Source organism: Pleomorphomonas sp. NRK KF1, assembly GCF_023721755.1.
Classification (GTDB): domain Bacteria; phylum Pseudomonadota; class Alphaproteobacteria; order Rhizobiales; family Pleomorphomonadaceae; genus Pleomorphomonas.
Genome location: NZ_JAMDLH010000001.1, coordinates 672,661 through 695,531, shown reverse-complemented (window position 1 = coordinate 695,531; position 22,871 = coordinate 672,661). Strand labels below are relative to the sequence as shown.

Sequence of the window (22,871 nt, the reverse complement as noted above, 5' to 3'; positions counted from 1 at the left end):
AGGTCGTGGCGGATTTCGCCGCGGCCTGCTGCGCGCGCACACGGAGCCTTCGGGACAATGACAAATCCGTTCGAGAAAAATCCGGCCTATCGCTTCGGCTTCGGAGCCTCCGGCCTCGGCACGCTTTCATGGGATGTGCCCGACGATGTGGCCGATTCCATCCTGGCCGAAGCCTGGGGCGAAGGTTTCCGCTACTACGACACGTCACCGCTTTACGGCTACGGCCTCAGCGAGCTGAGGCTTGGTCGCTTCCTGCGCAACAAACCTCGCGAGGAGTATCTTCTCTCGACCAAGGTCGGCCGCTACTTCGTGCCTTATCGGCGCGGCGAGACGCCGGACCGGGGGGGATGGGTGCGGCCACTGCCGTTGCGGCCGGTTCTCGACTATACTTACGATGGCTTCATGCGGTCGCTCGAGCAGTCGTACAACCGGCTCGGGGCGCAGACGATCGACATCGCCTACATCCACGATCTCGACCGGCGCAATCTCAAGGCCGGCTTCGATCGGCACTATCGCGAGACCCTCGACAGCGGATACCGCGCGCTCGACGAACTCAGGCGCAGCGGCGATCTCAAGGCCATTGGCATCGGCATCAACGAGGCCGACGTGGCCGCCGATCTGGTCTCCAAGCTCGACCTCGACGTCGTGATGCTTGCCGGGCGCTATACGCTGCTGGAACAGCCAGGTCTCGCCGACTTCCTGCCACTGGCGGAGAAGAAGGGCGTTGGCGTGGTCGCCGTCGGCATCTTCAACTCGGGCATCCTGGTGAAGCCGCCGGAGGCCGGCGGCAACTACGACTACGGCGCCGCGCCGCCGGAAGTCGTCGAGAAGGCGAGGCGAATCGCCGCCGTCTGCGCCGAGGCAGGCGTGCAAATGCCTGCGGCGGCCGTGCATTTCCCGTTGGCCCATCCTGCCGTCAAGGCCGTCGTGGTCGGCATGAGCAGGCTAGGTGCCGCCAAGCAGAACTTCGACTGGTATCGAGCCTCGATTCCGCCGGCTCTCTGGGATCGACTGCGGGCGGAGGGATTGCTCTCCGCCAACGCCCCAACGCCCTGAGGCCTTTGTCCGCCAAGTGGAACAGATCTGAGCGCCGGATGTCGAGAGCCTGAAAAAGCTTTTCCGACGATGCCCCGCCGTGGCCGCGCGCTACGGCGGGGTTTTTGTTGCGGTTCGCCGGATGGACCATTCGTCGAAGTCGGCCTGATTGTCTCTTGCCAAGGTTGGGCGATGAGTATAATTTGAGGGTCGAAATTTACCGGCGACAGGGAGGGTCCCCGGGAAACGCCATCAGGGACCTGGAGGGAACGTCCTTGATGAAATCACATCAAATTCGACGGCTGTCCGAAAGGAAAAGCGCGTCAGGGATTGTTTATGCTCGCGCAAGGGATTGCGCGGGTACACGTGCGTATCGAGGAACCTCATGGCGAAGTTAGGAAATTTCTTCGTCAAATGGATGATGGTCACAACGCATCTACGCAATCAAAATGAGTTGCGTCCATCATTGCTTTGAGGCATCTATCCTCGCGTGAGGTACATCCCGAACCAACGGCGAAGCCCATGACGGGCATTGCTGGGGGAAGTGACCGAAGGATCAAACATTCGGTCGTGGTTCGGGTGCAAGGAGGCCGCCGGGGAGGCGGTCAGGCCCGAGAGGGCCTTCAGGAGGAGTGACAATGAAGCTTTCTACCATTCTTTCGAGCACCATCCTGGCTGCTGCCGTTGCGTTGCCCATGGCTGCTCAGGCTTCTGCCGACAAGCCGGTCCTCGGCTTCTCGATCGACGACCTGCGTGTCGAGCGCTGGGCTCGTGACCGCGACTATTTCATTGCCGCCGCCAAGGAACTGGGCGCCGAGGTGATCGTGACCTCCGCCGACGCCAACGAGCAGAAGCAGGTCAATCAGGTCGAGAACCTGATCTCCCAGAAGGTCGACGCGATTGCCATCGTGCCGATGAACTCTCAGGTGTTCGGCGAAGTCATCGACGAAGCCCACAAGGCTGGTATCAAGATCGTCTCCTATGACCGTCTGATCCTGAACGCGGACGAAGACGCCTACATCTCCTTCGACAACGAGCGCGTCGGTTATCTGCAGGCCGAGGCCGTCCTCAAGGTCGTGCCGGAAGGCAACTACTACATGCTCGGCGGCGCGCCGACCGACAACAACGCCAAGCTGCTTCGCGCCGGTCAGGAGAAGGCTCTCCAGGCTGCCGTCGACGCCGGCAAGGTGAAGATCATCGGTTCGCAGTGGGTCAAGGAGTGGAGCCCGACCGAAGCGCTGTCGATCATGGAGAACGCGCTGACAGCTGCCAACAACAAGATCGACGCCGTCGTCGCGTCGAACGACGGCACGGCCGGCGGCGCCATCCAGGCTCTCGCCGCCCAGGGTCTTGCCGGCAAGGTAGCCATCTCCGGTCAGGACGCCGACCTCGCCGCCATCAAGCGGGTCATCGAAGGCACGCAGACGGTCACCGTCTACAAGCCGCTGCAGCTGATCGCTTCGGAAGCCGCCAAGCTGTCGATCAAGCTCGTCAAGGGTGAGCCGGTGGAATACTCGGCCAAGCTCGACAACGGCATGAAGGAAGTCGACTCCGTGCTGCTGACGCCGATCCCGCTGACCAAGGACAACGTGATGAAGGTCGTCGAGGACGGCTTCTACACGAAGGAACAGGTCGAGGGTAAGTGATCCTCTGACGTAACAACCGGGGCGGGCAAAACCCGCCCCGGCATGCTGTTTGCCGATCGGATCGGGGAGGTTCGTCGGCTTGCCCGTCCGGTGATTGCCTTTGAACCGCCGCTTCGGCGTGTCGCGTGTGCGTCGCCTGAGGCTCTGCGTGTCGAAGCCAATTCCGAGCGCATGGGACGGGTGATCGTTGGCCGATGCCTTCAGGATCGGCCTTCATGCGGAGAACAGCGGAAGGTGTCGCGGCTTCCTGCAAGGGCGCCGTGCCGGGTCGGCAAGCCGCGGGGGCGGCGCGTCGAGTCGTATTCGGCGGAAAGCCGGTTTTGGGAAGCGACGGGCCTTCGAGGCCTTTGGCTCCGATCGGAGAAGGATGGCGCGCGAGGCCTGCCCGAGGCCGTTCGCGCCGTCGAAGGGAGTGCGGTCCATGTCAGACTATCTCTTGGAGATGCACGACATCACCAAGGACTTTAATGGCGTCAAGGCGATCGATGGGATTCATCTCCAGGTTCGCCGTGGCGAATGCGTGGGACTCTGCGGCGAGAACGGTGCCGGCAAGTCGACGCTGATGAAGGTTCTCTCGGCGGTCTATCCCTACGGCACTTGGTCGGGACAGATCCTCTGGGAAGGCAAGGAACTCAAGGCGCGCAACATCCGCGAGACCGAGGAAGCGGGTATCGTCATCATCCATCAGGAGTTGATGATGGTGCCGCACCTTACGGTGGCGGAGAACATCTTCCTCGGCTCCGAGCCACGCAACATGGCCGGCTTCATCGACTACGACCTGATGAACGCCCAGGCCGAGAAGCTGATGGCCCGCCTCAAGATGAGCGACATCAACGTCGCTCTGCCGGTCTACAACTATTCGGGCGGCAAGCAGCAGCTTGTGGAGATCGCCAAGGCGCTCAACAAGAACGCCAAGCTTCTGATCCTGGACGAGCCCACGTCGGCCCTGACGACGGCCGAAACCAAGACGCTCCTCAATCTTATCAAGGAATTCAAGGCCAACGGCATGGCCTGCGTCTACATCTCGCACAAGCTCGAAGAGGTCGCCGAGATCGCCGACACGGTCACCGTCATCCGCGACGGAACCCATATCGGCACGCAGCCGATGGCCGAACTCGACACCAACAAGATCATCACCATGATGGTCGGCCGCGAGATGAAGAACCTCTTTCCGCGCGAAACGCACGCCATTGGCGACGTGGTGTTCGAGGCCAAGAACATCTCCTGCTGGGACGTGACCAACCGCGAACGCAAGGTGGTGGACAACGTTTCCTTCGAGCTCCGCAAGGGTGAAATCCTCGGAGTGGCCGGGTTGGTCGGTGCCGGGCGTACCGAACTTGCCTGCAAGCTGTTCGGCTGCTGGAACGGTGACCACGAGGGCAAGATTTTCCTCGAGGGCCAGGAAATCAGCGTTCGGGCGCCCCGTGACGCGGTGAGGCTCGGCATCTGCATGGTGCCGGAAGATCGCAAGCGGCATGGCATCGTGCCGTTGATGGGCGTCGGCTACAACATCACTATGTCGGTTCTGAAGCGCTACACCACCGGCGGCTTCATCCAGTCCGAGGCCGAGTTGGCCGAGATCCAGAACCAGATCATTCGCATGAAGGTCAAGACGGCGGAGCCTCTTCTGCCGATCGCTTCGCTGTCGGGTGGCAACCAGCAGAAGGCGGTCGTCGCCAAGATGCTGTTGCCCGAGCCGAAGGTGTTGATCTTGGACGAGCCGACGCGTGGCATCGACGTAGGCGCCAAATACGAGATCTACAAGCTGATCTTTGAACTCGCCAAGCAGGGCGTCGCAGTGTTGATGATCTCCTCGGAAATGCCCGAGGTGCTCGGCATCAGCGACCGCGTTCTGGTCATGGGCGAAGGCAAGCTGAGGGGCAACTACGTCAACGAAGGTTTGACGCAGGAGAAGGTTCTCGCCGCCGCCATTGGACAACCGACCACGGAAGCCGCCTGAGGCTCTTCCTTCAAAGAATACCGGTGTACGATCATGACACTTACAAAAAAAGACGTCAGGAAGTTCCTGTCCGAGTACAAGATCGTCGCCCTCCTGATCGTCATTGCGATCATCTGGGCTTTTTTCGGCTACCTCACCTATGACTCCGAACTGGGCGGTTCGCAGTTCCTGACGCCGCGCAACTTCTCCAACCTGCTGCGCCAGATGGCGATTACCGGCATGTTGGCATCGGCGATGGTCTTCGTCATCGTCGCAGGAGAGATCGACCTTTCGGTCGGCTCGCTGCTCGGCCTCCTCGGCGGCATTGCCGCGGTTCTGGACGTCACGTACTCATGGCCACTATGGGCCACGATCGTACTGGTCATCGCCATGGGCCTGTTCTTCGGCCTTATGGTCGGCTGGCTTACCGCCTATCTCGGCATTCCCTCGTTCATCGTCACGCTGGGCGGTCAGCTCGCCTTCCGAGGCATGGTGCTCGGCCTGACGGGCGGCATCACCATCGCGCCGGTGAGCCCCGATCTGAAGTTCATCGGTCAGGGCTATCTGCCGGAGTTGATCGGCGACGCCGGCGGCGTGCTGCTGTTCCTGGTGCTGGTTTTCCTGGCGCTTCGCACACGCATGAACCGCCAGAAGCACAATCTGTCCGTCTCGACGATGCCGGCTGAGGTTGGTCGCCTGCTGTTTGCAGGTGTCATCATCCTTGGCTTCGTGATGACGCTCAACGATTACCAGGGCGTTCCGGTGCCGGTGCTGGTGCTGCTGGTCATTCTGGCCGTGTTCACCATCGTCGGCAACAAGACCACCTTCGGCCGTCATATCTATGCCGTCGGCTCCAACATGGAGGCGACCCGTCTTTCGGGTGTGAATGTCGCCTACGTGAAGATGATGGTGTTCGCGCTGATGGGGCTGATGTGCGCCTTCGCCGGCCTGACCACCACCGCCCGTCTCGCGGCCGGCACGCCGTCGGCCGGCTTCGGCAACGAACTGGACGCCATCGCCTCCTGCTTCATCGGCGGTACGTCGATGCGTGGCGGTGTCGGATCCGTGTCGGGCGCACTGGTGGGCGCCGTCATCATGGCCAGTCTCGACAACGGCATGTCCATGATGGGTATCGACACCTTCTGGCAGCAGATCGTCAAGGGCGTCATTCTGGTCGCCGCCGTCTACATGGACATCGTGTCGTCGGGCAACCAGCGCGGCTGACGTTTCGACCGCCGTTCGTACAAGACAAAACCCCGGCCGCATGCGGCCGGGGTTTCTCATTCGAGTAGGGTGACCAGGATAGGTGGGAGCGTCACTCCCGCCAGGTTTGCGCCAGCACCCGCAGCCAGTTGTCGCGGCAGAGCTTGATGAGATCCGTTTCGCCGTATCCGGCCTGCCGGAGCGCGCCGACAAGCGCCTGCTGGCCGGCGGCGTCGCCGATCTCCTGGGGAATGGTTGCGCCGTCGTAGTCGGAACCGAGACCAACGCCGTCGATGCCGAGATGTTCCACCAGATGGTCGACATGTCGGACCATGTCGGTGAGGGGCGTGGCCGCGTTTTCCTGTCCGTCGGGCCGCAGGAAGGACGTGGCGTAATTCAGGCCGACGATGCCGCCGGTCTCGCGAATGGCCGCCAGCTGACGGTCGGTGAGGTTGCGTGTCACCGGCGTAATGGCATGCACGTTCGAATGCGTGGCGACGAGCGGCATTTCCGAGATCTTTGCCACATCCCAGAACCCCTGTTCGGTAATGTGGGACAGGTCGACCATGATGCCGAGCCGATTGCAGGCCTTCACCAGGCGGACACCGGCGTCGGTAAGGCCAGGGCCGCTGTCGGGCGAACTCGGGAAGGCAAAGGGTACGCCATGGCCGAAGGCATTGGTTCGGCTCCAGACCGGACCGAGCGACCTGAGACCGGCGGCGTGGAAGAGATCGAGCGCGTAGAGGTCGGCGTCGATGGGATCGCAACCCTCCATGTGCAGCACGGCGGCGAACACGTCATCATCGATGGCCTGGCGAATCGCCTTGGTGGACGTGCACAGGCGCCAGACACCTTCCCGGTCGAGCCGACGGGCAATGCCGGCCATGGTGGCGGCGGCGGCGAGCGCTGCCGGCTGGTCGATCGGCTCGGCAAGCGGAGCGGCATAGGTGCCGTTGTCGATCATAGGCCGTGCGCCTTGCCTGGACGGCACGAAAATGGCGCAAAGGCCACCGACGAGGCCGCCGGCCTGGGCGCGTGGGCCATCGATGTGGCCCGAGGTTATGCCGTCCCGAAACTCTGCGATCGGATCTCCGCCTTTGCCGGCCGTTTCCCAGAGACGCATCAGAACGTCGTTATGTCCATCGAATACACGCTGCATTGCACCATCGCTCGCTCAGAGGGGAGGACTGCCCCGGAAGGGCCGCGCATGAGGGGGACGGAAACCGGCGCTCATGACGCATCCGCAGAGGTCCCAAGTGGTAGGAGTCACGCCGAAAGAGGTCAACCTATGTCAGCAGTGCAGACACAGCTGCGTCACTCTGCTGGGTTGAACGGGAACCTTCTGGGCTTCGTAGATAGGAGAGAAATTTTCTCCGGTTTGCGCCGGAGCAAAGTGTCATGCCCCCTCCGTGCCTATGATCGGGCCACAGACCAAGCGGAGAAACAACATGACCGACATTGCCACCCGGGATCTCGAACTCGACGTGCGCGGACTGCCTTGCGTGAATCGTCGCGCCATCATCTTCGGCAGCTTCGACAGGCTGGCCGACGGCGAGTCGCTCGTGGTGATCAACGATCATGAACCGGTCGGCCTGCGTGGGCACTTCGAGGACATCGTGCCGGGCCGCTATCGCTGGGAGGCGCTGCCGCGCATCGACGAAGCCTTCCGCGTGCGTATCACCCGCTCGGCCTTCGATCCGGAGCTCGCCCGCGAAGGTGCGGCGGCGCTCGCCGCGCTGGCCCGCCACAGCTGCGATCACTGACAGTCATTCTGCCGCTCGGGGCGGAAAACGGAACGGGCGGCAGGCTGTGAGCCTTGCCGCCCGTTTTGTCGTTTCGGTTCGTCAGCCTCAGAAGTTGGGCTCGACGCCCCAGACGTCCTTGGAATAGCCGCGGATGGTGCGGTCCGACGAGAACCAGCCCACCTTGGTGGTGTTGAGGATCGACCGTTCCGTCCAGCGTGTCCTGTCGCGGTAGTCGACGTCGACGGTCCGTTGGGTCTGGAAATAGGACTGGAAGTCGGCGGTCACCAGGAACCAGTCGGTGTGCCAGAGACGATCGGCCACTTCGTTGAAGCGGCCATGGTCGTCCGGCGAGAAGGTGCCGTTGACCATGGCGTCGATGGCGCCCTTCAGGGTCGGGTCGCTGTCGATGGTGGCGTTCGGGTTGTAGCCGCGCTGGCGCAGACCTGCGACGTCATCGGCGGTCAGGCCGAAGATGTAGATATTGTCCGGACCGACGCGTTCGGCGATCTCGACGTTGGCGCCGTCGAGCGTGCCGATGGTCAGCGCGCCGTTGAGCGCCAGCTTCATGTTGCCGGTGCCGGAGGCCTCCATGCCGGCGGTCGAGATCTGCTCGGAGAGGTCGGCGGCCGGAATGATCACCTCTGCCAGCGACACGTTGTAGTTCGGCAGCACGGCCACCTTCAGTCGGTCGCCGATGATCGGATCGTTGTTGACGATCCGGGCGACATCGTTGGCCAGCTTGATGATGCGCTTGGCGATCTGATAGCCGGGCGCCGCCTTGCCACCGAAGATCTTGACGCGCGGCGTCCACTCGGCGCCGGGGCCACGACGGATCGCCTGGTAGAGGGCGATGGTCTCCAGAATGTTCAGGAGCTGACGCTTGTACTCGTGCATGCGTTTGATCTGCACGTCGAACAGCGCCGTGGGGTCGACGCGCAGGCCGATGCGACGTTCGATTTCGGCAGCGAGGCGCACTTTGTTGGCCTGCTTGGCGGCGGCGAACTTCTCGCGGAAGCTGGCGTCGGTGGCAAACTTGGCGGCTTCCTCGATCTTCTCGAGGTTGTCGACCCAGCCGTCGCCGATCGCTTCGAGCAGCAGGGCGCGCAGGCCGGGATTGCACTCGTAGAGCCAGCGTCGCGGCGTGATGCCGTTGGTCTCGTTGACGATGCGGTCGGGGTAGAGGACGTGGTAGTCCTTGAACACCGTCTGCTTCATCAGCTCGGTGTGCAGCGCCGACACGCCATTGACCCGGCGGGAGCCAACGAAGGCGAGGCTGCCCATCTTGATCTCGCTGCCCCACTCGATGATGCGAATGGCATCGAGCGAGACCGGCAGATTGCGGCCCTGCACCTCGGCGAGGTGATGGTAGTCGATCCACTCGATGATCTGCATGTGGCGCGGCAGCACCTTGCGGAACAGGTTGGTGTTCCAGCGCTCCAGCGCCTCGGGCATCAGCGTATGGTTGGTGTAGCTGAGGCAGTTGCGGGTGATTTCGAAGGCTTCCGGGAAGGTCAGCCGGTAGTCGTCGGCGAGGATGCGCATCAGTTCGGCGACGGCGATCGCCGGATGCGTATCGTTCATCTGGATCGCGACCTGTTCGGGCAGCTTCCGGATGTCATCGTTGTCTTCGAGGTAACGACGAATGATGTCCTGCAACGAGGCGGAGGTGAAGAAATACTCCTGCTTCAGACGCAGTTCCTTGCCTTCGGCCGTCGTGTCGTCGGGATAGAGCACGCGAGAGATGGTCTCGGCGCGAATGGTCTTCTCGGCGGCCGACATGTAGTCGCCATGATTGAACCGGCCGAGGTCGAGTACTTCGACCGGACGCGAGGCCCAGAGGCGCAGGGTGTTGACGTGACGTCCCTTCCAGCCGGCGATGGGCGTATCGTAGGCGACGGCCTTCACCGTTTCGTCGGCGCGCCAGTAGGTGGCGCCATGACCGTCGAAGGAGATCTGGCCGCCGAACTTGACGAGATAGGCCATCTCGGCGCGCTCGAACTCCCAGGCGCGTCCCGAGACCAGCCAATCCTCCGGCTCTTCCACCTGCCAGCCATCGTGGAAGCGCTGGCGGAACAGGCCGTGGTCGTAGCGGATGCCGTAGCCGTGGGCCGGAATGCCCAGCGTCGACATGGAATCGAGGAAGCAGGCGGCGAGACGACCGAGGCCACCGTTGCCGAGGGCGGCGTCGCTCTCCTGTTCGAGCTGGGCCTGGTAGTCGATGCCGAGCTCGGCGCAGGCACTGCGAACCTGGGCTTCGATGCCGAGATTGCAGACCGCGTCGTTGAGGAGGCGACCGATCAGAAACTCCATGGACAGATAGTAGACGTGCTTCTTCTGGCCGGCGTGCGAGGCTCTCGTGGATTCGAACCAGCGCTCCACGACCTGATCGCGCACGGCGAGCGACAGCGCCATGCTCCAGTCCTTGGCCGTCGCCCGGGACGGATCCTTGCCGACGGCATATGCCAACTTGGCGCGGACGGCGTCCCTGAAGGCCGCCGCCGTGAGTGCAAGCGGCTGGCCGGCGGAGCCGCCAACCTCATCGATCCTGGAAGTTTCGTTCATCGGTGATCCCTGCGGTTTCGATCGATTGTCGCCGATGATGGTTACGAGGTGGTGACCGAATTCTTCGGCAACACCGTAACGCCAAGTACCGCCACCAAGATAATCGTCGCCAAGACTACACGGCCGAAAACCGTGTCCCCTCTTTGGCGGACACTGGCGGGCAGTGGTGCGCCTGTCTAGATCTTCAGGACCACACTTGCGAAAAAACGCAAGGAAACGCGAGTTTCCTGCTACATTTCTGCATAGCTCGACATAATCTCTGTTCTAGATATGCAGTAAATGCAGTTCTACATATCCTCGGTTACCCCAAGATCCTCGGCTGACAGCCAGAAAACCTCACCCTCGGACTCGGCCGTGTCGAGCCAGGCGAAGGGCAGATCGGGGTAGGTCATCTCAAGGATCTCACGGTCGCTGCCGACTTCGCAGAGGAGTCCGCCGCCCGGATTGAGGTGATCGGGCGCCGCCGCGATGATGCGACGGACGATATCCAAACCGTCGAGCCCGCCGGCGAGCGCCATCTCCGGCTCGTGCCGGTATTCGTCGGGCAGCTCAGCCATTGCTTCGTCATCGACATAAGGCGGGTTGGTGATGATCAGGTCGTAGCGCCGGCCTTCCAGCGGAGCGAACAGGTCGCCGTGGTGCAGACCGACGCGTCCGTCGCCGAGACGGTCGACATTGACCGCCGCCACATCCAGCGCATCTTCGGAAAGGTCGACGGCGTCCACCGCCGCGTTCGGGAAAACCATCGCCGCAAGGATGGCGAGGCAGCCGGATCCGGTGCAGATGTCGGCGACCGACAGGATGTCGTCGGGGTCGCGGATCAAGGACTTCTCACCTTCGCCGGAAAAGGCTTCGGAGAACAGCAACTCGCCAATGAACGAGCGTGGCACGATGACGCGCGGATCGACGACGAAGGGAACTCCCTGAATGTAGGCTTTGCCGACAAGGTAGGGCGTCGGAATGCGCTCCTCGATGCGCCGGTCGATACGCTCGACGATGAGCTGGCGCTCGGCGCGCGTCAGGCGGGCGTCGAGCCAGGGATTGATGTCGTCGATCGGCAGATGCAGCGATTCCAGGATCAGGAACACGGCGTCGTCGATCGCCTCGCTGGTGCCATGCCCGATGCCGATTTCGTCGCTGCCGTAGCGGCTCATGGCATAACGCAGGAGATCTCGAACGGTGAGAAGGTCATCGGCAATGTCGGTCACGGCTCTGTCCCGGAAAATGGAGGCGCGCTGCTATCGCACGGCGGGGCCGAGGCTGCAATCGCGCATGTGGGCGCAGAGCGGAGCCGCCAATGGGCACCACGGCCATTCCACAAGTCGTGACGAGAAGGTCTATATGAAGAAGTGCGGAAGAATGTTGGGATGGTACGGCCTACGGGAATCGAACCCGTCTCTCCAGCGTGAAAGGCTAGTGTCCTAACCGATAGACGAAGGCCGCCCAACGAGGGGCGCTTATAGTGAGCTTCTGCCGGTTGGGCAAGAGCCAATCGGCATTTGTTGCGGCTTTTTTACAGCTTCGTCTATGAGCTTGAACGACAAGCGTTATCCGCGCCCGCGACAAGACCAGCGCCACTCGCGCCGCCGCCCCGTATCCACATGGATCGACTTGGTGTGGCAATAGAGCCCGAGTCCGCCACGCGAGGGATGGCCGTAGAAATAGCGGGCAAGCTCGTCGCGGGAAATGCCGGGCATATAGAGATCGACGGCATTACAGTAGAGGTGCTGCGAGTGCAGTGCGCCGCGGACGCGCCGGTTGTGCGATGGCGAGCGATAGCCGGAGGTGACGACGACCTTGCGGCTGAAATGGCGCTCCGCGTCCCGGATCATGCCGAGCAGCGCCGGCTTGACGCAGGATACGTTGATGGCCGAGTGGGCGAGCAGCAGGCCGTTGGCGGCTTGGACGACGTCGCGAGGCAGGCCGGGAACGTAATGGGCGTAGGGCTGGACCTCGCCATCGAACAGGCCGCGCGGGTCGCCATCGGGGCCGCGCGAGGCGAGCACGAGATTGCCTTGCCAGGCGACGCCCGGCAGCCCCTCGAACAGATCCTGCGGCCGCTCGGGGCGGGACGTGTAAACGTTGACGAAGTCATGCTCCAGACCGTCGTCCACCGGCGGTTTGGGCACCGCGATCTTGTCCGGATCGGCCTCAGCCTCGCCGGCGAGCTCGGCTTCCGAGATCTCTTCGGTGGCCTCGGGCGGCATTGGCGCGAGCGGGCCGGAACCGGGCAGGGCGGTCGGCTCGATCTTGGCGAAGACCGTATCGGAAGCCTCAGGCGCGTTGTCGGTAGCCGTTTCGCCGGATTTCGGGGCGGTGTCGGTCGGTAGGGTTGCCGCCTGTGTGTCTACCGACTCGGAAGAACCGAACAGCGAAGCGAAAAGACCGGTTGCCTTCGGCTTCTCAGCGGGAGCGACCGCGACAGCCATCGGCACCGCCGACATGTCGCCGGCGGCCGGCGGCGCCGTTGTCTCGGCGGAAGCCGGGGCGTCGATCGTTTTGTCTTCGACGTCCTTGGCTTCGGCTTCGCGATCTGCGTCGGCGGTCGCCTTGATCTCGGCGATTTCGACCGGCGTGAGGGCCTTGAAGTCGGACCGGTCCAGCACCGCGCCACAGCCGGCCACGGCAAGGCTCGCCAACAAGACCAATCCCGACCGTGGCGTCATGGTCCGCCCATCCCTCCCGCCAGTCGATTTCCCATGGTGTCTCACCACTTGCCGGTGTTCGGCATCGATGCCCAGGGCTCTGCGGGCGGCAGGGCATCGCCCTTCTGCAGCAACTCGATCGAGATGTTGTCCGGTGACCGGACGAAGGCCATTCGGCCGTCCCGTGGCGGACGGTTGATGGTGACGCCACCCTTCATCAGTCGCTCGCAGGTGGCGTATATGTCGTCCACCTCATAGGCGAGATGACCGAAGTTGCGGCCTTCGTCGTAGACTTCCGGATCCCAGTTGTAGGTCAGTTCGACAAGCGGGGCGCTGTGAGCCCGTCCGGCCTCCACGTCGTCCGACGATGCGAGGAAGATCAGCGTGAAACGACCGGCCTCGTTTTCCGTTCGCCGCACTTCGGTCATGCCAAGGAGATCGCGGAAGAAGGCGAGCGACGCGTCCACGTCGGTAATCCGGACCATGGTATGAAGATAGCGCATGTCGATTTCCTCCTCTTGGGGCTTCGGGCGGTCGAAGTCCGCCTCAGTCTGGCGGGGTAGTTATCCTTGGGAGAGGGATGGATGCAAGACTTGGGGCCTCTCCTTGCAACGCGCTCGAGAGCAGTGCTGTCCGCCGATGGGCGTGAGGCGGTGACAATATCGGCGAGAACCGGGCCTTCCGGCGAGAAACGCGCTCAAAACCGTTAACAGCGGTTAACGAGGGGCTTGCGGAAGGGTAGCCTTCAGGTGGTATTTTAGCAGAAGAATCACGAATAGTCGGGGCGCGGATTCATCCGCGCTTCTAGTAAGTGCCATCGTGGAGACTGGCTCATGGCCAAGGCTCAGTTTGTATCGGAAGACAACAACGCTGACGAAGACGTCGGCGTGGAAGTCATTGAGGTCGCAGGCGTCATCAAGTGGTTCGACGTTGCGAAAGGATTTGGCTTCGTCGTGCCGGATGAACCGGGCCTGCCGGACGTGCTGCTCCACGTTACCTGCCTGCGCCGCGATGGTTTCCAGACGGCTTACGAAGGGTCCCGGGTCGTCTGCGAGGCGGTGCGTCGGCAGAAGGGACTTCAGGCCATGCGCGTGCTGTCGATGGACGAGTCCACGGCCGTTCATCCTTCGCAGTTGCCCCCGTCTCGTACCCACGTCCAGGTCACCCCATCGAGCGGTCTCGAGCAGGTGGAGGTGAAGTGGTTCAACCGTGTTCGCGGGTTCGGTTTCCTGACGCGCGGTGATGGCAGCGAGGACATCTTCGTTCACATGGAGACGTTGCGTCGCTTCGGAATCACCGAGCTTCGGCCCGGTCAGCGGGTGCTGGTGCGCTACGGTGACGGGCCGAAGGGGAAGATGGTCGCGGAAATCCGTCCGGTTCAGCCCGGCGGCATACCTTCGTCACATTGATGCCCTAATGGGGCGGCACGCGGCGCCGGTTGGCCCCGGCGAAGCGCGTCTTTTCGTGTGAGAAACGCCGAACAGTCAGGGATCGAAGGCCAAATGTCGGAAGTCACCTCGTGGCGCCTGCTGATACGGGCGCTTGCTGCAGGTCTGGTTGCTGCGATCGCCATTCTCTACTTCTTCGGAAACGGTTCTAATGCCGGTCAGGACGACAACCCCGTCGGTCCGCGTTCCAGTCTTAGCGTGGAAACCTCGACTGGCGTCTACCCTTATCAGGTCGAGGTTGCCGACACGGACGAGAGCCGGTCGCGAGGCCTGATGTTTCGTCGGTCGATCGATCATGAAACAGGCATGCTGTTCGACATGGGCGTGACCCGCGATGTCGCTTTCTGGATGCACAACACCTTCGTGCCGCTCGACATCATTTTCATCTCGGCGGCGGGACGGGTGGTTTCGGTCGCGCATGGCGCGAAATCTCAGTCCGACATGCGCATACCCTCTGGCTCTCCCGTGCGCTTCGTCCTTGAAATTCCGACGCCGGAGGCAAAGCGCATCGGCGTTTCGGCCGGCGATCTGGTGCGACATCCCGTTATCGACGCCGTATCCGGGCGATAAAAGCCACGGAAAGCCAGTCTATTTGACCGGCTCGTGGGGCTTTCCCTTGTTCCAGAAGCGATGATGAAGCCGGTCGTAGAGCCGACGGACCGCCGTTGGCGGCGGTAGCTGCGGCGTTCGCATGGAAACATCGACGACATCCTCGAGGCGCAGACTGGCTTTCAGGAGCTGTCCATCCTCGACGACGCGCGCGACGAGCTCGGCGTAGTTGGCGAGCGTCAGCCGGCTTCCGGTGTGCAGCCGATTGCCATAGCGAACCGAGAAGGCTTCAGCGACGGTGAGGCCGGCAAGCTTCGGCGGGATCTGCATTTCGTAGAAGGTCGCAAGGTCCGACAAGGGGGCGTCCGGCGCCACGGCGAACTCGCCAAAGGCGGTGCGCTTGGCGGCTGTCACGGCCTCCGCGGGCAGTGCGGCGAAGAGCCTGTCGAGGCGATTGACGCGATCCTGGGGCGAGATGAAATAGGCGTAGTCGCCCGCCTTGATCTGGCCGGCCTCGGCAGCGTTCTTGACGGCGCCGTCGCGAACCACGATGACCGGCTTCAGCCAGGCGGGCAGGGAGGCCGGTCGCAACGCGGCATAGCTGTCTGGTCTGACCGGATAGCCGACCATCTCGTTGTCCGTTTGGCCGGGCAGGTCGATCTCGACACGGCGGGTGCTGGCCGCTGGCCGCTTGAGCGCCATGCCGAAGAAGCGGGCGGCCGGCGCGATGGTCCAGCCCTGAACGAGCAGCGATATCAACACCACGAAGAAGGCGACGTTGAAGTACATTGGGGCGTTGGGCGCGCCGGCCAAAGTCGGAACGGTCGCCAGGAAAATGGAGACGGCGCCGCGCAGGCCAACCCAGGACGCAAAATTGATTTCCGGTGGCGTGAATCCGAAAGGCTTCAGACATATCCAGACGGCCGCCGGTCGCCCGATGATCATCAGGAACAGGGCGATGGTCAGGCCCTCCGGCGCATACTCGATCAGGTTGCTCGGCGTCACCAGGAGGCCCAGCATCAGGAACATGACGATCTGACAGAGCCAGGTGGCGCTTTCGAGGAACTTGCTGATGGCGGGGTAGGCGCGAACGCTGCTGTTGCCCACGACCAGACCGGCCACGTAGACGGCGAGGAAACCGGAGCCGTCGAAATAGGAGGTCGCGCCGAAAACGCTGACCGTCAGCGCAATGACGAACAGCGGATGCAGCCCTCCCGGCAAAGTCAGACGGTTGAGCGCCACCGTCGCCAGACTGCCGCCGGCGATCCCCATGGCTGCGCCGAGCAAAGCCTGTTGGCTGAGCTCGGTCAGCGTGCTGAAGCCGGGCGACGAATGAACAACGGCAAGTTCGGTAAGGACCATGGTGAGAAAGACGGCCACGGGATCATTGGAGCCGGATTCGATTTCCAGCATCGAACCGATGCGGGGCTTGAGTTGAAGGCCACCCGTCTTGAGGAGGAAAAACACCGCCGCTGCGTCGGTCGAGGCGATGATGGAGCCGAGCAGCAGTCCTTCGATGAGGCTATAGCCCATGACCAGATAGCTGAACACGCCGATGAGAAGGGCGGTCACCGCGACGCCGACGGTGGCCAGCGCGAGGGATGGCCCCAATGCCTCGCGTGTTTCGGAAAGTCGTGTCCTGAGCCCGCCGTCGAACAGGATGATGGCGAGCGCGCAGGAGCCGATCAGGTAGGTGAGGCGATAGTTGCTGAACTCTATTCCGCCAGGGCCGTCAACGCCGGCCAGCATGCCCACAACAAGGAACACGAGGAGCAGGGGAGTGCCGAAGCGCGAGGCCAGAAGGCTGGAAAGAATGCCGAGAAGGATCAGGGTCGCGCCCAAGGCCAAGACGAGGTTGGCGACCGCGATCTGATGCATACGAGCCTCGATTGTTGCGGGAGCCCATGGAACAGACTTCGACATTCGAGGGCCGGCAGACGCAGCCGGATCAAGCGTCAGATCCAAAGACTCCGGTGGGAGCAGCGGGTTGTTTGCTGGCCCTGGAACTCCCGCACCTGATCCGAGCGCGATGTCGGAAAGCAAATGCCGGAGTCGGACCACTTGGGTGACATGCTTCCATATTGAGGCGACTTTGGGAACCGGTTCATGACGAACATGCTCTTTTCGTCGTCGCTACCCACATTGTCCCGATTGCGGCGGAGGGTTGCGCAAGTGTGATGCCCAGACGCGGCGTTCCGTGATAAGAGGCGCGCGTATTGCCCGACAGCGGGCTTCCACGGCGGACTTCGATGCATGGACAACGACAGCGATAAGGAGCCAGGCGAAGACGGGGCATCAGTTGCGCCGTCGGCATCCCGAAAGGGATGGGAGTTTGCGCGTTCGCATCTCGTCAATCTCCTCGCCCTGACTTTTGTCACGCTTGCGCTGCTTGCCCCCGGCATTTCCTCGTTGCCGCTCACTGATCGCGACGAGGCGCTCTACGTGCAGGCCTCCCACCAGATGCTGGAGACGGGCGACTGGGTGGACATTCGCTTCCAGGATGAACCTCGCTACAAGAAGCCCGTCGGCATCTACTGGATTCAGGCCGCGACCGCCGAGCTCTCGGGCTATGCCGCCGACGCTCCACTCTGGGTTTATCGCCTGCCGTCCCTGATCGGCGCGGTGCTGATGGTGCTTTTCACCTACGGCATCGGCGCCACGCTTGGCACGACGCGGGCGGGATTGTTTGCAGGCCTTCTTTCCGCCTCCACGATGCTCATCGGTTTCGAGGCGCGCATCGCCAAGACCGACGCCATGTTGTGCGCCACGGTGCTCGCCGCGGAGTTCGCGTTGGCCCGCGCCTATGTCGATCAGGCGAGGGCGAAATCGTTCCCGCGCAACGCCCTGTTCTGGACGGCCATGGGGATCGGCATCCTGATCAAGGGGCCGATTACGCCGCTGGTCGCCGGCCTCACGATTCTTGCCGTTTCGGCCAGGGAGCGATCGACGACTCTCTGGCGTTCGCTGTCGCCGCTCAAAGGCATCGTCTGGATGCTGCTTCTCGCTTTGCCGTGGTTGATTGCCATCGGCTGGATCTCGGGCGGCGCCTTCTTCACCCAGGCGGTCGGCCGCGACATGCTCGGTAAGGTCGCTTCCGGACAGGAATCGCATGGTGCGCCACCGGGCGTTCATCTGCTCGTTGCGCTCGGTACGTTCTGGCCACTGTCGGTTCTGGCGCCGCTGGCGGTGGTTCAGGCCTGGAAAACGCGACGCGAGCCGGCGATCTTCTTCCTGATCGCCTGGGCGTTGCCCGGCTGGATCGTATTCGAGGCGGTTGCCACCAAGCTGCCCAACTACGTGTTGCCCTTCATGCCGGCGCTGGCGGTCTTGATCGGCCTGCTTCTCGATGGCGGGGGGCTTGGCGTTGCGCGGCGCGGATGGCGCGTTTCGGTGGCCTTCCTAGCGGTCGGGTCGCTTTTGGTCGCTTTCGGACTCAACGTCGCCTTTCTCATCTATCAGGGATATGCGAGCTGGCAGGGCCTTGTCGGCGCGGTTGTCGTCGGCGGCCTCGGCTTCATGGCGAGCCGACTGCTGGCTTCGGGGCGTCTTGGGGCCGGTCTCGCGGCGACGATTGCCGCTTCCGGTGGCCTGATGCTGCTCGGTTACGTCATTCTTCTGCCGGCGGCGCGACAGATCTGGCTCAGCGACGATCTGGCCGACGCCGTGGCAGCCACCCGCCAGTGCGAGGCGCCGGCGATCTCCATCGTGGGCTACGGCGAGCCGAGCACCGTCTTCCGTCTTGGTACGGGCATTCTTCGGACAGGCGCGTCGGGCGCCGCCGAATCCTTCCGAACCCACGAATGCGCCGTCGCCATCGTCGCGGAAGAGGCAAAGGGCGAGTTCCTGACGGCGCTCGGCGATGCCAAGGCAGCGCCGGAACCGGCTGCCACCATCAAGGGCCGCAATCTCAACGGTATGAAGCTCCGTACCATGCTGCTGTTTTCGAAGCCGTGAGGAGCGGGTCATGCTGATCAACAAGCGGCCGGCCCGCTGGCGCGATCCCGATGTCGTCAAGACGGCGCTCTGGCTGGCCGGCCTCATGACGGTGCTCGTCGTCATCGTGGCGAGCCGTTTCGACGAAGGGGCGCGCGCCTGGGTTATGGCCGCTGGGCAGCCGTCACCCATCTGGCCCTTGCTGTCGCGGTTGGGACAATCGGACTGGATGCTTATTCCTTCGGGCCTCGCGGTGCTGCTGCTCCATTACCTCAATCGCCCGAAGTTCGGCCCTCCGGGGAGCTTCGCGACGCTGCAGAACATGGTCTTGTTCTTTTTCGCGTCGATCGCGGCGACCGGCATTGCCGTCTTGATCGTCAAGTATTCGCTCGGCTTCTCGCGTCCGTCGGTCGAGGGCGAGCGGGTCGTGCGGTTTCTTGCCTTCCGTCCATCGCACGCCGCTTTCCCCTCCGGGCACTCGACAACGGCGGCGGCCTTCGCGTTGTCGCTCACGCTCCTGTGGCGGCCGCTTGCCGTTGTGGTTTGGCCGTTTGCCCTCGCAATCGGCGCGTCACGGGTGATGGTGAACGCTCACCGTGTCTCGGACGTGGTCGCCGGCCTTTCGTTTGGCGCCTGGGGCACGCTGTTCGTGGCCATTTGGTTCGCCAGGCGGGGCCGACTGTTTCACCTTTCGGAAAGTGGACTGCCGCTGCCACTTCGCCTTCGGATCGACATGATCTCCGGCGAGGGCAGGGCCTTGTTGACGCGGCTGCGTCTTGCCATAAGCAGGCAAAGCATCGTTCCAGTTTTTCATTCTTCAGGAGCCGGGTTGCCGGACGCCGCGACGAGCGCGCATCCGGTCGGAGTCACCAGCATGATCGTACCGAAGCCTTCCGAGACGGGATTTGTCTCGGTCGTCATTCCCGCCCGCAACGAAGCGGACAATCTCGCGGTCATCGTGCCGGAGATCTTCGAGGCCATGGCTGGCCGCGCCTTCGAGGTGATCGTCGTCGACGACGGTTCGACCGACGGCACGGGCGCCGCCGTCGCGGCCTGGAAGACGGAAGGCAGGCCTGTTCGCCATATTCGTCATGCCGAAGCTTGTGGTCAGTCGGCAGCCGTCCGCTCGGGCGTGCTCGCGGCGCGGGGCGAGATCGTCGCGACGATCGACGGCGACGGCCAGAACGATCCCGCCTACATTCCGAAGCTGGTCGATGCGCTTGTCGCGGCCGGTCCGTCGGTGGGCATTGCCGCCGGGCAGCGTCTCAAACGCACCGACGGGCCTGCCAAGCGCTATGCCTCGCGCTTTGCCAACTGGCTGCGCAACGCCATTTTGAAGGATGCGACGCGCGACACCGGTTGCGGTCTCAAGGCGGTGCGACGCGATATCTTCCTGCTGCTGCCCTTCTTCCACGGGTGGCACCGCTACCTGCCGGCGCTGGTCCTGCGCGAAGGCTATGGCGTCACCCATCTCGACGTGGTCGATCGGTCGCGCATGCACGGCGCGTCCAACTACGGAATCTTCGATCGCGGTCTGCAGGGCATCCTTGATCTTTTCGGCGTCTGGTGGCTGAAGCGACGCATCAAGCGTCTTCCCGTTGCCTCGGAAATCGGAAACGACAATGGCTGATCTCTTCGCGCAGTTCGCCGGCTGGCTTCACGACGTTTTCGTCAAGCAGCTCGATTTCTGGGTGATCCTCGGCTTTGTCGCCCAGGCCATGTTCACCATGCGCTTCGTGGTGCAATGGCTCGCCTCGGAGAAAGCCAAGGCTTCGGTGATTCCGGTTGCCTTCTGGCTGTTTTCGCTCGGTGGCGGTTTTCTTCTGCTGGTCTATTCGATCGCCCGGCAGGACCCGGTGTTCATCGCCGGGCAGGGGCTGGGCCTTCTCATCTACATCCGCAACCTGATGCTGATCCGAAAGTCGACGAAACGCGCGCGGCCGGAGTGATCGGGTAGGCGCTCCTAAAGCCGGCGAGGATCGTCGGCGCGCGCGGCGAGATGCAGGCGGTCGAGGAACCCTTGCAGGATGAAGCTCGCCGCGAGTTTGTCGACAACTTCGTCGCGTCGGCGACGCGATGTGTCCGCTTCCAGAAGCGTGCGGGTGACGGCCGCCGTGGAGAGCCTTTCATCCCAAAAGAACAGGGGGCGTCCGTCAAGCGGCGCAAGGTTGCGGGCGAAGGCGCGCGTCGACTGGGCGCGGGGTCCCTCGCTGCCGTCCATGTTGATCGGCAGGCCCAGGATGTAGGCGCCGACATCATGTTTGTCGGCGAGCTCGATCAAGGCAGTGGCATCCTTGCCGAACTTGACGCGGGAAAGGGTCACCAAGGGCGTTGCGATGAGGAAGCGCTCGTCGGAAAGGGCGACGCCGATCGTCTTGGTGCCGAGATCGAGGCCGAGCAGACGTCGCCCCGGTTGCAAGGTCGCCACAAAGGCAACGGGATCTTCGGTCACGGTCATTGGTTCTGCCTCGTCATGCGGGGCATTCCCTACCATGCCCCGCGCGCCGGCCCAAGTCGCGGCGCCGGAATCAGGAGACGATTTCCGGCGACGTGGCCGAAACGCGGTCGCGGCCGGTGTTCTTTGCCTGATAGAGGGCGGAATCCGCTCGCCGATAGAGATCGTTGACCGTGTCGCTCGGCCGAAACTCGGCGACGCCGAAACTGGCGGTGATCCGAATGGTATTGTCGCCGCGTTCAATGGCGAGCGCATTGACCTGTTCGCGCAGGTACTCTGCGACCGAAACGCCACCCTCGACGGGAATGCTGGGCAGGATCACCGCGAACTCTTCGCCGCCGATACGGGAAAAATGTGCGTCCGGCGGCACGCGGAGCGTTCCTACGCTGCGGATCACCTCGTCTCCGACGTCGTGGCCGTAGATGTCGTTGATATGCTTGAAGTGGTCGATGTCGAACAGAATGAGCGAAAAGGTTCCGCCGACCTCGGCGGTGGCAATTTCCGCATCGAACCGCTGGCGAAAGGCGCCGCGATTGAAAAGCCCCGACAGGGGGTCGACGGTTGCCATTTCTATGAGACGGCGCTGCATGATCAGCGTTCGCTCGGCGACCCGCAGCCGGGCGTTGAGTTCGTCCTGGCGTGGCGGCTTGGACATGAAATCGTCGGCGCCCGCGTCAAGCACGCCGATGGAGTGCTGCGCATCGTTGGAGGCGGACATGCCGATGACGTAGAGCGGTCGCCCGGCATCGGCGATAAGGCGCGCCTCCCAGCAAAGCTCGGTGCCTGAAACGCCGCCAATCTCGAAGCTGGTAATCAGCACTTCGGCTTGCGGTGTCGACTGGATGTACTGAAGCGCCTCGCGACCGTCGGTGAAATAAGCGACGTCGTCACCACGAGGTTCAAGCATCCTCTGCAGGATCATCAGTCCGGTTCGACTGCCGTCGACGAGCACGATGTGCATGATACGCTTGGTATACCTGATTAGAGGTAAGATCGCCTCGAAAAGCGGGGAACTCATAGACCGCTTTTGTCGAATTCATCAATGAAAAAACAACGGATTCCCGCCAATCGCGGTTCAGAAAGCAGAACTTTGCAAAGACGATTTCATACAAAAGAACTGTATGGCTAGAGGTCAGATTAAAATATTCGTATAGATCAATATGTTATGAGGGCAGCGACTCTCGAAGGCCGAGACACCGGGTTGCTAGGCGCCCGGAAGGGCGAACTGCTCCGGTTCCGGTTTATGGTCTCCCTTTTGGGTTGTGGGGCGCCGGAACTTGCGACTCAGTGCCGAATGATCGGCAATTTGGCCGATGCCGTATCGGCGGTACGAGGAAGCGGGTGGCTCCCGACCGCGACCGGTGCTATACGCGGGACATTCCAGTCTGTTCGAGGGAATCTACATGTCCGTGGATACGGCTACCGTGCGCCGCGTTGCGCGTCTCGCCAGGATAAAGGTCACCGATGACGAGGCGGAGCGCATGACCAATGAGCTCAATTCCATCCTCGGGTTCGTAGAGCAATTGGACGAGGTCGACATTTCCGGCGTCGAGCCGATGACCTCCGTGGTTTCCGTGAAGATGCGTCGCCGGCAGGACGTCGTTACCGATGGCGAGGATGCGGAAGGCGTCACCGCCAACGCCCCTGTCTCCGAGGACAATTTCTTCCTGGTGCCCAAGGTGGTCGAGTAACTCCCACCGGACGCTGGCTT

Annotated in this window: 19 protein-coding genes, 1 tRNA gene and 1 pseudogene; 12 read left to right on the top strand and 9 right to left on the bottom strand. The window is 62.8% G+C overall.

Annotation, left to right across the window (positions count from 1 at the left end; translation table 11 throughout):
• Positions 1 to 57 precede the first annotated feature (57 nt).
• From M4J39_RS03220 to M4J39_RS03205, 4 genes are all read left to right on the top strand, one after another.
• Positions 58 to 1,056, top strand: a complete 999-nt coding sequence (locus M4J39_RS03220; protein WP_251726351.1) for an aldo/keto reductase — start codon at positions 58 to 60, stop codon at positions 1,054 to 1,056.
• Between the two features lie 617 nt (positions 1,057 to 1,673).
• Positions 1,674 to 2,681, top strand: coding sequence for a D-xylose ABC transporter substrate-binding protein (xylF, locus tag M4J39_RS03215; protein ID WP_251726350.1), 1,008 nt, complete (start codon positions 1,674 to 1,676; stop codon positions 2,679 to 2,681).
• 421 nt (positions 2,682 to 3,102) lie between these two features.
• Complete coding sequence (locus tag M4J39_RS03210) at positions 3,103 to 4,641, top strand: xylose ABC transporter ATP-binding protein (protein ID WP_251726349.1); 1,539 nt, start codon at positions 3,103 to 3,105, stop codon at positions 4,639 to 4,641.
• A gap of 33 nt (positions 4,642 to 4,674) precedes the next feature.
• Positions 4,675 to 5,844: a sugar ABC transporter permease gene (locus M4J39_RS03205; protein ID WP_251726348.1), complete on the top strand. Its 1,170-nt coding sequence runs from the start codon at positions 4,675 to 4,677 to the stop codon at positions 5,842 to 5,844.
• Positions 5,845 to 5,935: 91 nt separating this feature from the next.
• On the opposite strand, the gene M4J39_RS03200 is transcribed toward M4J39_RS03205, so the two are convergent.
• The gene (locus tag M4J39_RS03200) at positions 5,936 to 6,982 is read right to left on the bottom strand and encodes a dipeptidase (RefSeq protein WP_251726347.1); all 1,047 of its coding nucleotides are present in this window, start codon (positions 6,980 to 6,982) and stop codon (positions 5,936 to 5,938) included.
• A 289-nt stretch (positions 6,983 to 7,271) separates the two neighbouring features.
• Here M4J39_RS03200 and M4J39_RS03195 point away from each other — a divergent pair, with 289 nt between their 5' ends.
• Positions 7,272 to 7,586: a DUF2249 domain-containing protein gene (locus tag M4J39_RS03195; RefSeq protein ID WP_251726346.1), complete on the top strand. Its 315-nt coding sequence runs from the start codon at positions 7,272 to 7,274 to the stop codon at positions 7,584 to 7,586.
• Between the two features lie 87 nt (positions 7,587 to 7,673).
• Here M4J39_RS03195 and M4J39_RS03190 read toward each other — a convergent pair whose 3' ends face one another.
• From M4J39_RS03190 to M4J39_RS03170, 5 genes are all read right to left on the bottom strand, one after another.
• Entirely contained in the window at positions 7,674 to 10,130 is a 2,457-nt protein-coding gene (locus tag M4J39_RS03190) for a glycogen/starch/alpha-glucan phosphorylase (protein WP_251726345.1), read from the bottom strand.
• A 287-nt stretch (positions 10,131 to 10,417) separates the two neighbouring features.
• Positions 10,418 to 11,338, bottom strand: a complete 921-nt coding sequence (gene prmB / locus M4J39_RS03185) for a 50S ribosomal protein L3 N(5)-glutamine methyltransferase (RefSeq protein ID WP_251726344.1) — start codon at positions 11,336 to 11,338, stop codon at positions 10,418 to 10,420.
• Positions 11,339 to 11,498: 160 nt separating this feature from the next.
• Positions 11,499 to 11,573, bottom strand: a tRNA-Glu gene (locus M4J39_RS03180).
• Between the two features lie 104 nt (positions 11,574 to 11,677).
• Entirely contained in the window at positions 11,678 to 12,796 is a 1,119-nt protein-coding gene (locus M4J39_RS03175) for a D-Ala-D-Ala carboxypeptidase family metallohydrolase (RefSeq protein WP_251726343.1), read from the bottom strand.
• A 41-nt stretch (positions 12,797 to 12,837) separates the two neighbouring features.
• Entirely contained in the window at positions 12,838 to 13,278 is a 441-nt protein-coding gene (locus M4J39_RS03170) for a VOC family protein (protein ID WP_251726342.1), read from the bottom strand.
• Positions 13,279 to 13,608: 330 nt separating this feature from the next.
• Here M4J39_RS03170 and M4J39_RS03165 point away from each other — a divergent pair, with 330 nt between their 5' ends.
• On the top strand, positions 13,609 to 14,184 hold the full coding sequence (locus tag M4J39_RS03165) for a cold-shock protein (protein WP_251726341.1): 576 nt from the start codon (positions 13,609 to 13,611) through the stop codon (positions 14,182 to 14,184).
• A 93-nt stretch (positions 14,185 to 14,277) separates the two neighbouring features.
• The gene (locus M4J39_RS03160) at positions 14,278 to 14,793 is read left to right on the top strand and encodes a DUF192 domain-containing protein (protein ID WP_251726340.1); all 516 of its coding nucleotides are present in this window, start codon (positions 14,278 to 14,280) and stop codon (positions 14,791 to 14,793) included.
• An 18-nt stretch (positions 14,794 to 14,811) separates the two neighbouring features.
• Here the strand turns inward: M4J39_RS03160 and M4J39_RS03155 are convergent, their stop codons facing one another.
• Positions 14,812 to 16,650, bottom strand: coding sequence for a potassium/proton antiporter (locus tag M4J39_RS03155; protein ID WP_251726339.1), 1,839 nt, complete (start codon positions 16,648 to 16,650; stop codon positions 14,812 to 14,814).
• Positions 16,651 to 17,025: 375 nt separating this feature from the next.
• Between M4J39_RS03155 and M4J39_RS03150 the strand changes: the two genes are divergently transcribed.
• The 4 genes and pseudogenes from M4J39_RS03150 (at position 17,026) to M4J39_RS03135 (ending at position 20,654) form a co-directional block, all read left to right on the top strand.
• Entirely contained in the window at positions 17,026 to 18,726 is a 1,701-nt protein-coding gene (locus tag M4J39_RS03150; protein WP_251726338.1) for a glycosyltransferase family 39 protein, read from the top strand.
• 10 nt (positions 18,727 to 18,736) lie between these two features.
• Positions 18,737 to 19,369 (top strand): annotated as a pseudogene (locus tag M4J39_RS23010) (phosphatase PAP2 family protein); the annotation flags it as partial.
• 210 nt (positions 19,370 to 19,579) lie between these two features.
• Positions 19,580 to 20,335, top strand: coding sequence for a glycosyltransferase family 2 protein (locus M4J39_RS03140; RefSeq protein WP_251726789.1), 756 nt, complete (start codon positions 19,580 to 19,582; stop codon positions 20,333 to 20,335).
• Positions 20,328 to 20,654 (top strand): lipid-A-disaccharide synthase N-terminal domain-containing protein, encoded by a 327-nt coding sequence (locus M4J39_RS03135; protein WP_251726337.1) that lies wholly within the window; start codon positions 20,328 to 20,330, stop codon positions 20,652 to 20,654. The genes M4J39_RS03140 and M4J39_RS03135 overlap by 8 nt, the downstream gene beginning before the upstream one ends.
• Positions 20,655 to 20,668: 14 nt before the next feature.
• On the opposite strand, the gene ruvX is transcribed toward M4J39_RS03135, so the two are convergent.
• Positions 20,669 to 21,163, bottom strand: a complete 495-nt coding sequence (gene ruvX / locus M4J39_RS03130) for a Holliday junction resolvase RuvX (protein WP_251726336.1) — start codon at positions 21,161 to 21,163, stop codon at positions 20,669 to 20,671.
• Positions 21,164 to 21,233: 70 nt separating this feature from the next.
• Positions 21,234 to 22,121, bottom strand: coding sequence for a diguanylate cyclase (locus tag M4J39_RS03125; RefSeq protein WP_251726335.1), 888 nt, complete (start codon positions 22,119 to 22,121; stop codon positions 21,234 to 21,236).
• Between the two features lie 442 nt (positions 22,122 to 22,563).
• On the opposite strand from M4J39_RS03125, the gene gatC reads away from it, so the two are divergent.
• On the top strand, positions 22,564 to 22,851 hold the full coding sequence (gene gatC / locus M4J39_RS03120) for an Asp-tRNA(Asn)/Glu-tRNA(Gln) amidotransferase subunit GatC (protein ID WP_251726334.1): 288 nt from the start codon (positions 22,564 to 22,566) through the stop codon (positions 22,849 to 22,851).
• Positions 22,852 to 22,871 lie beyond the last annotated feature (20 nt).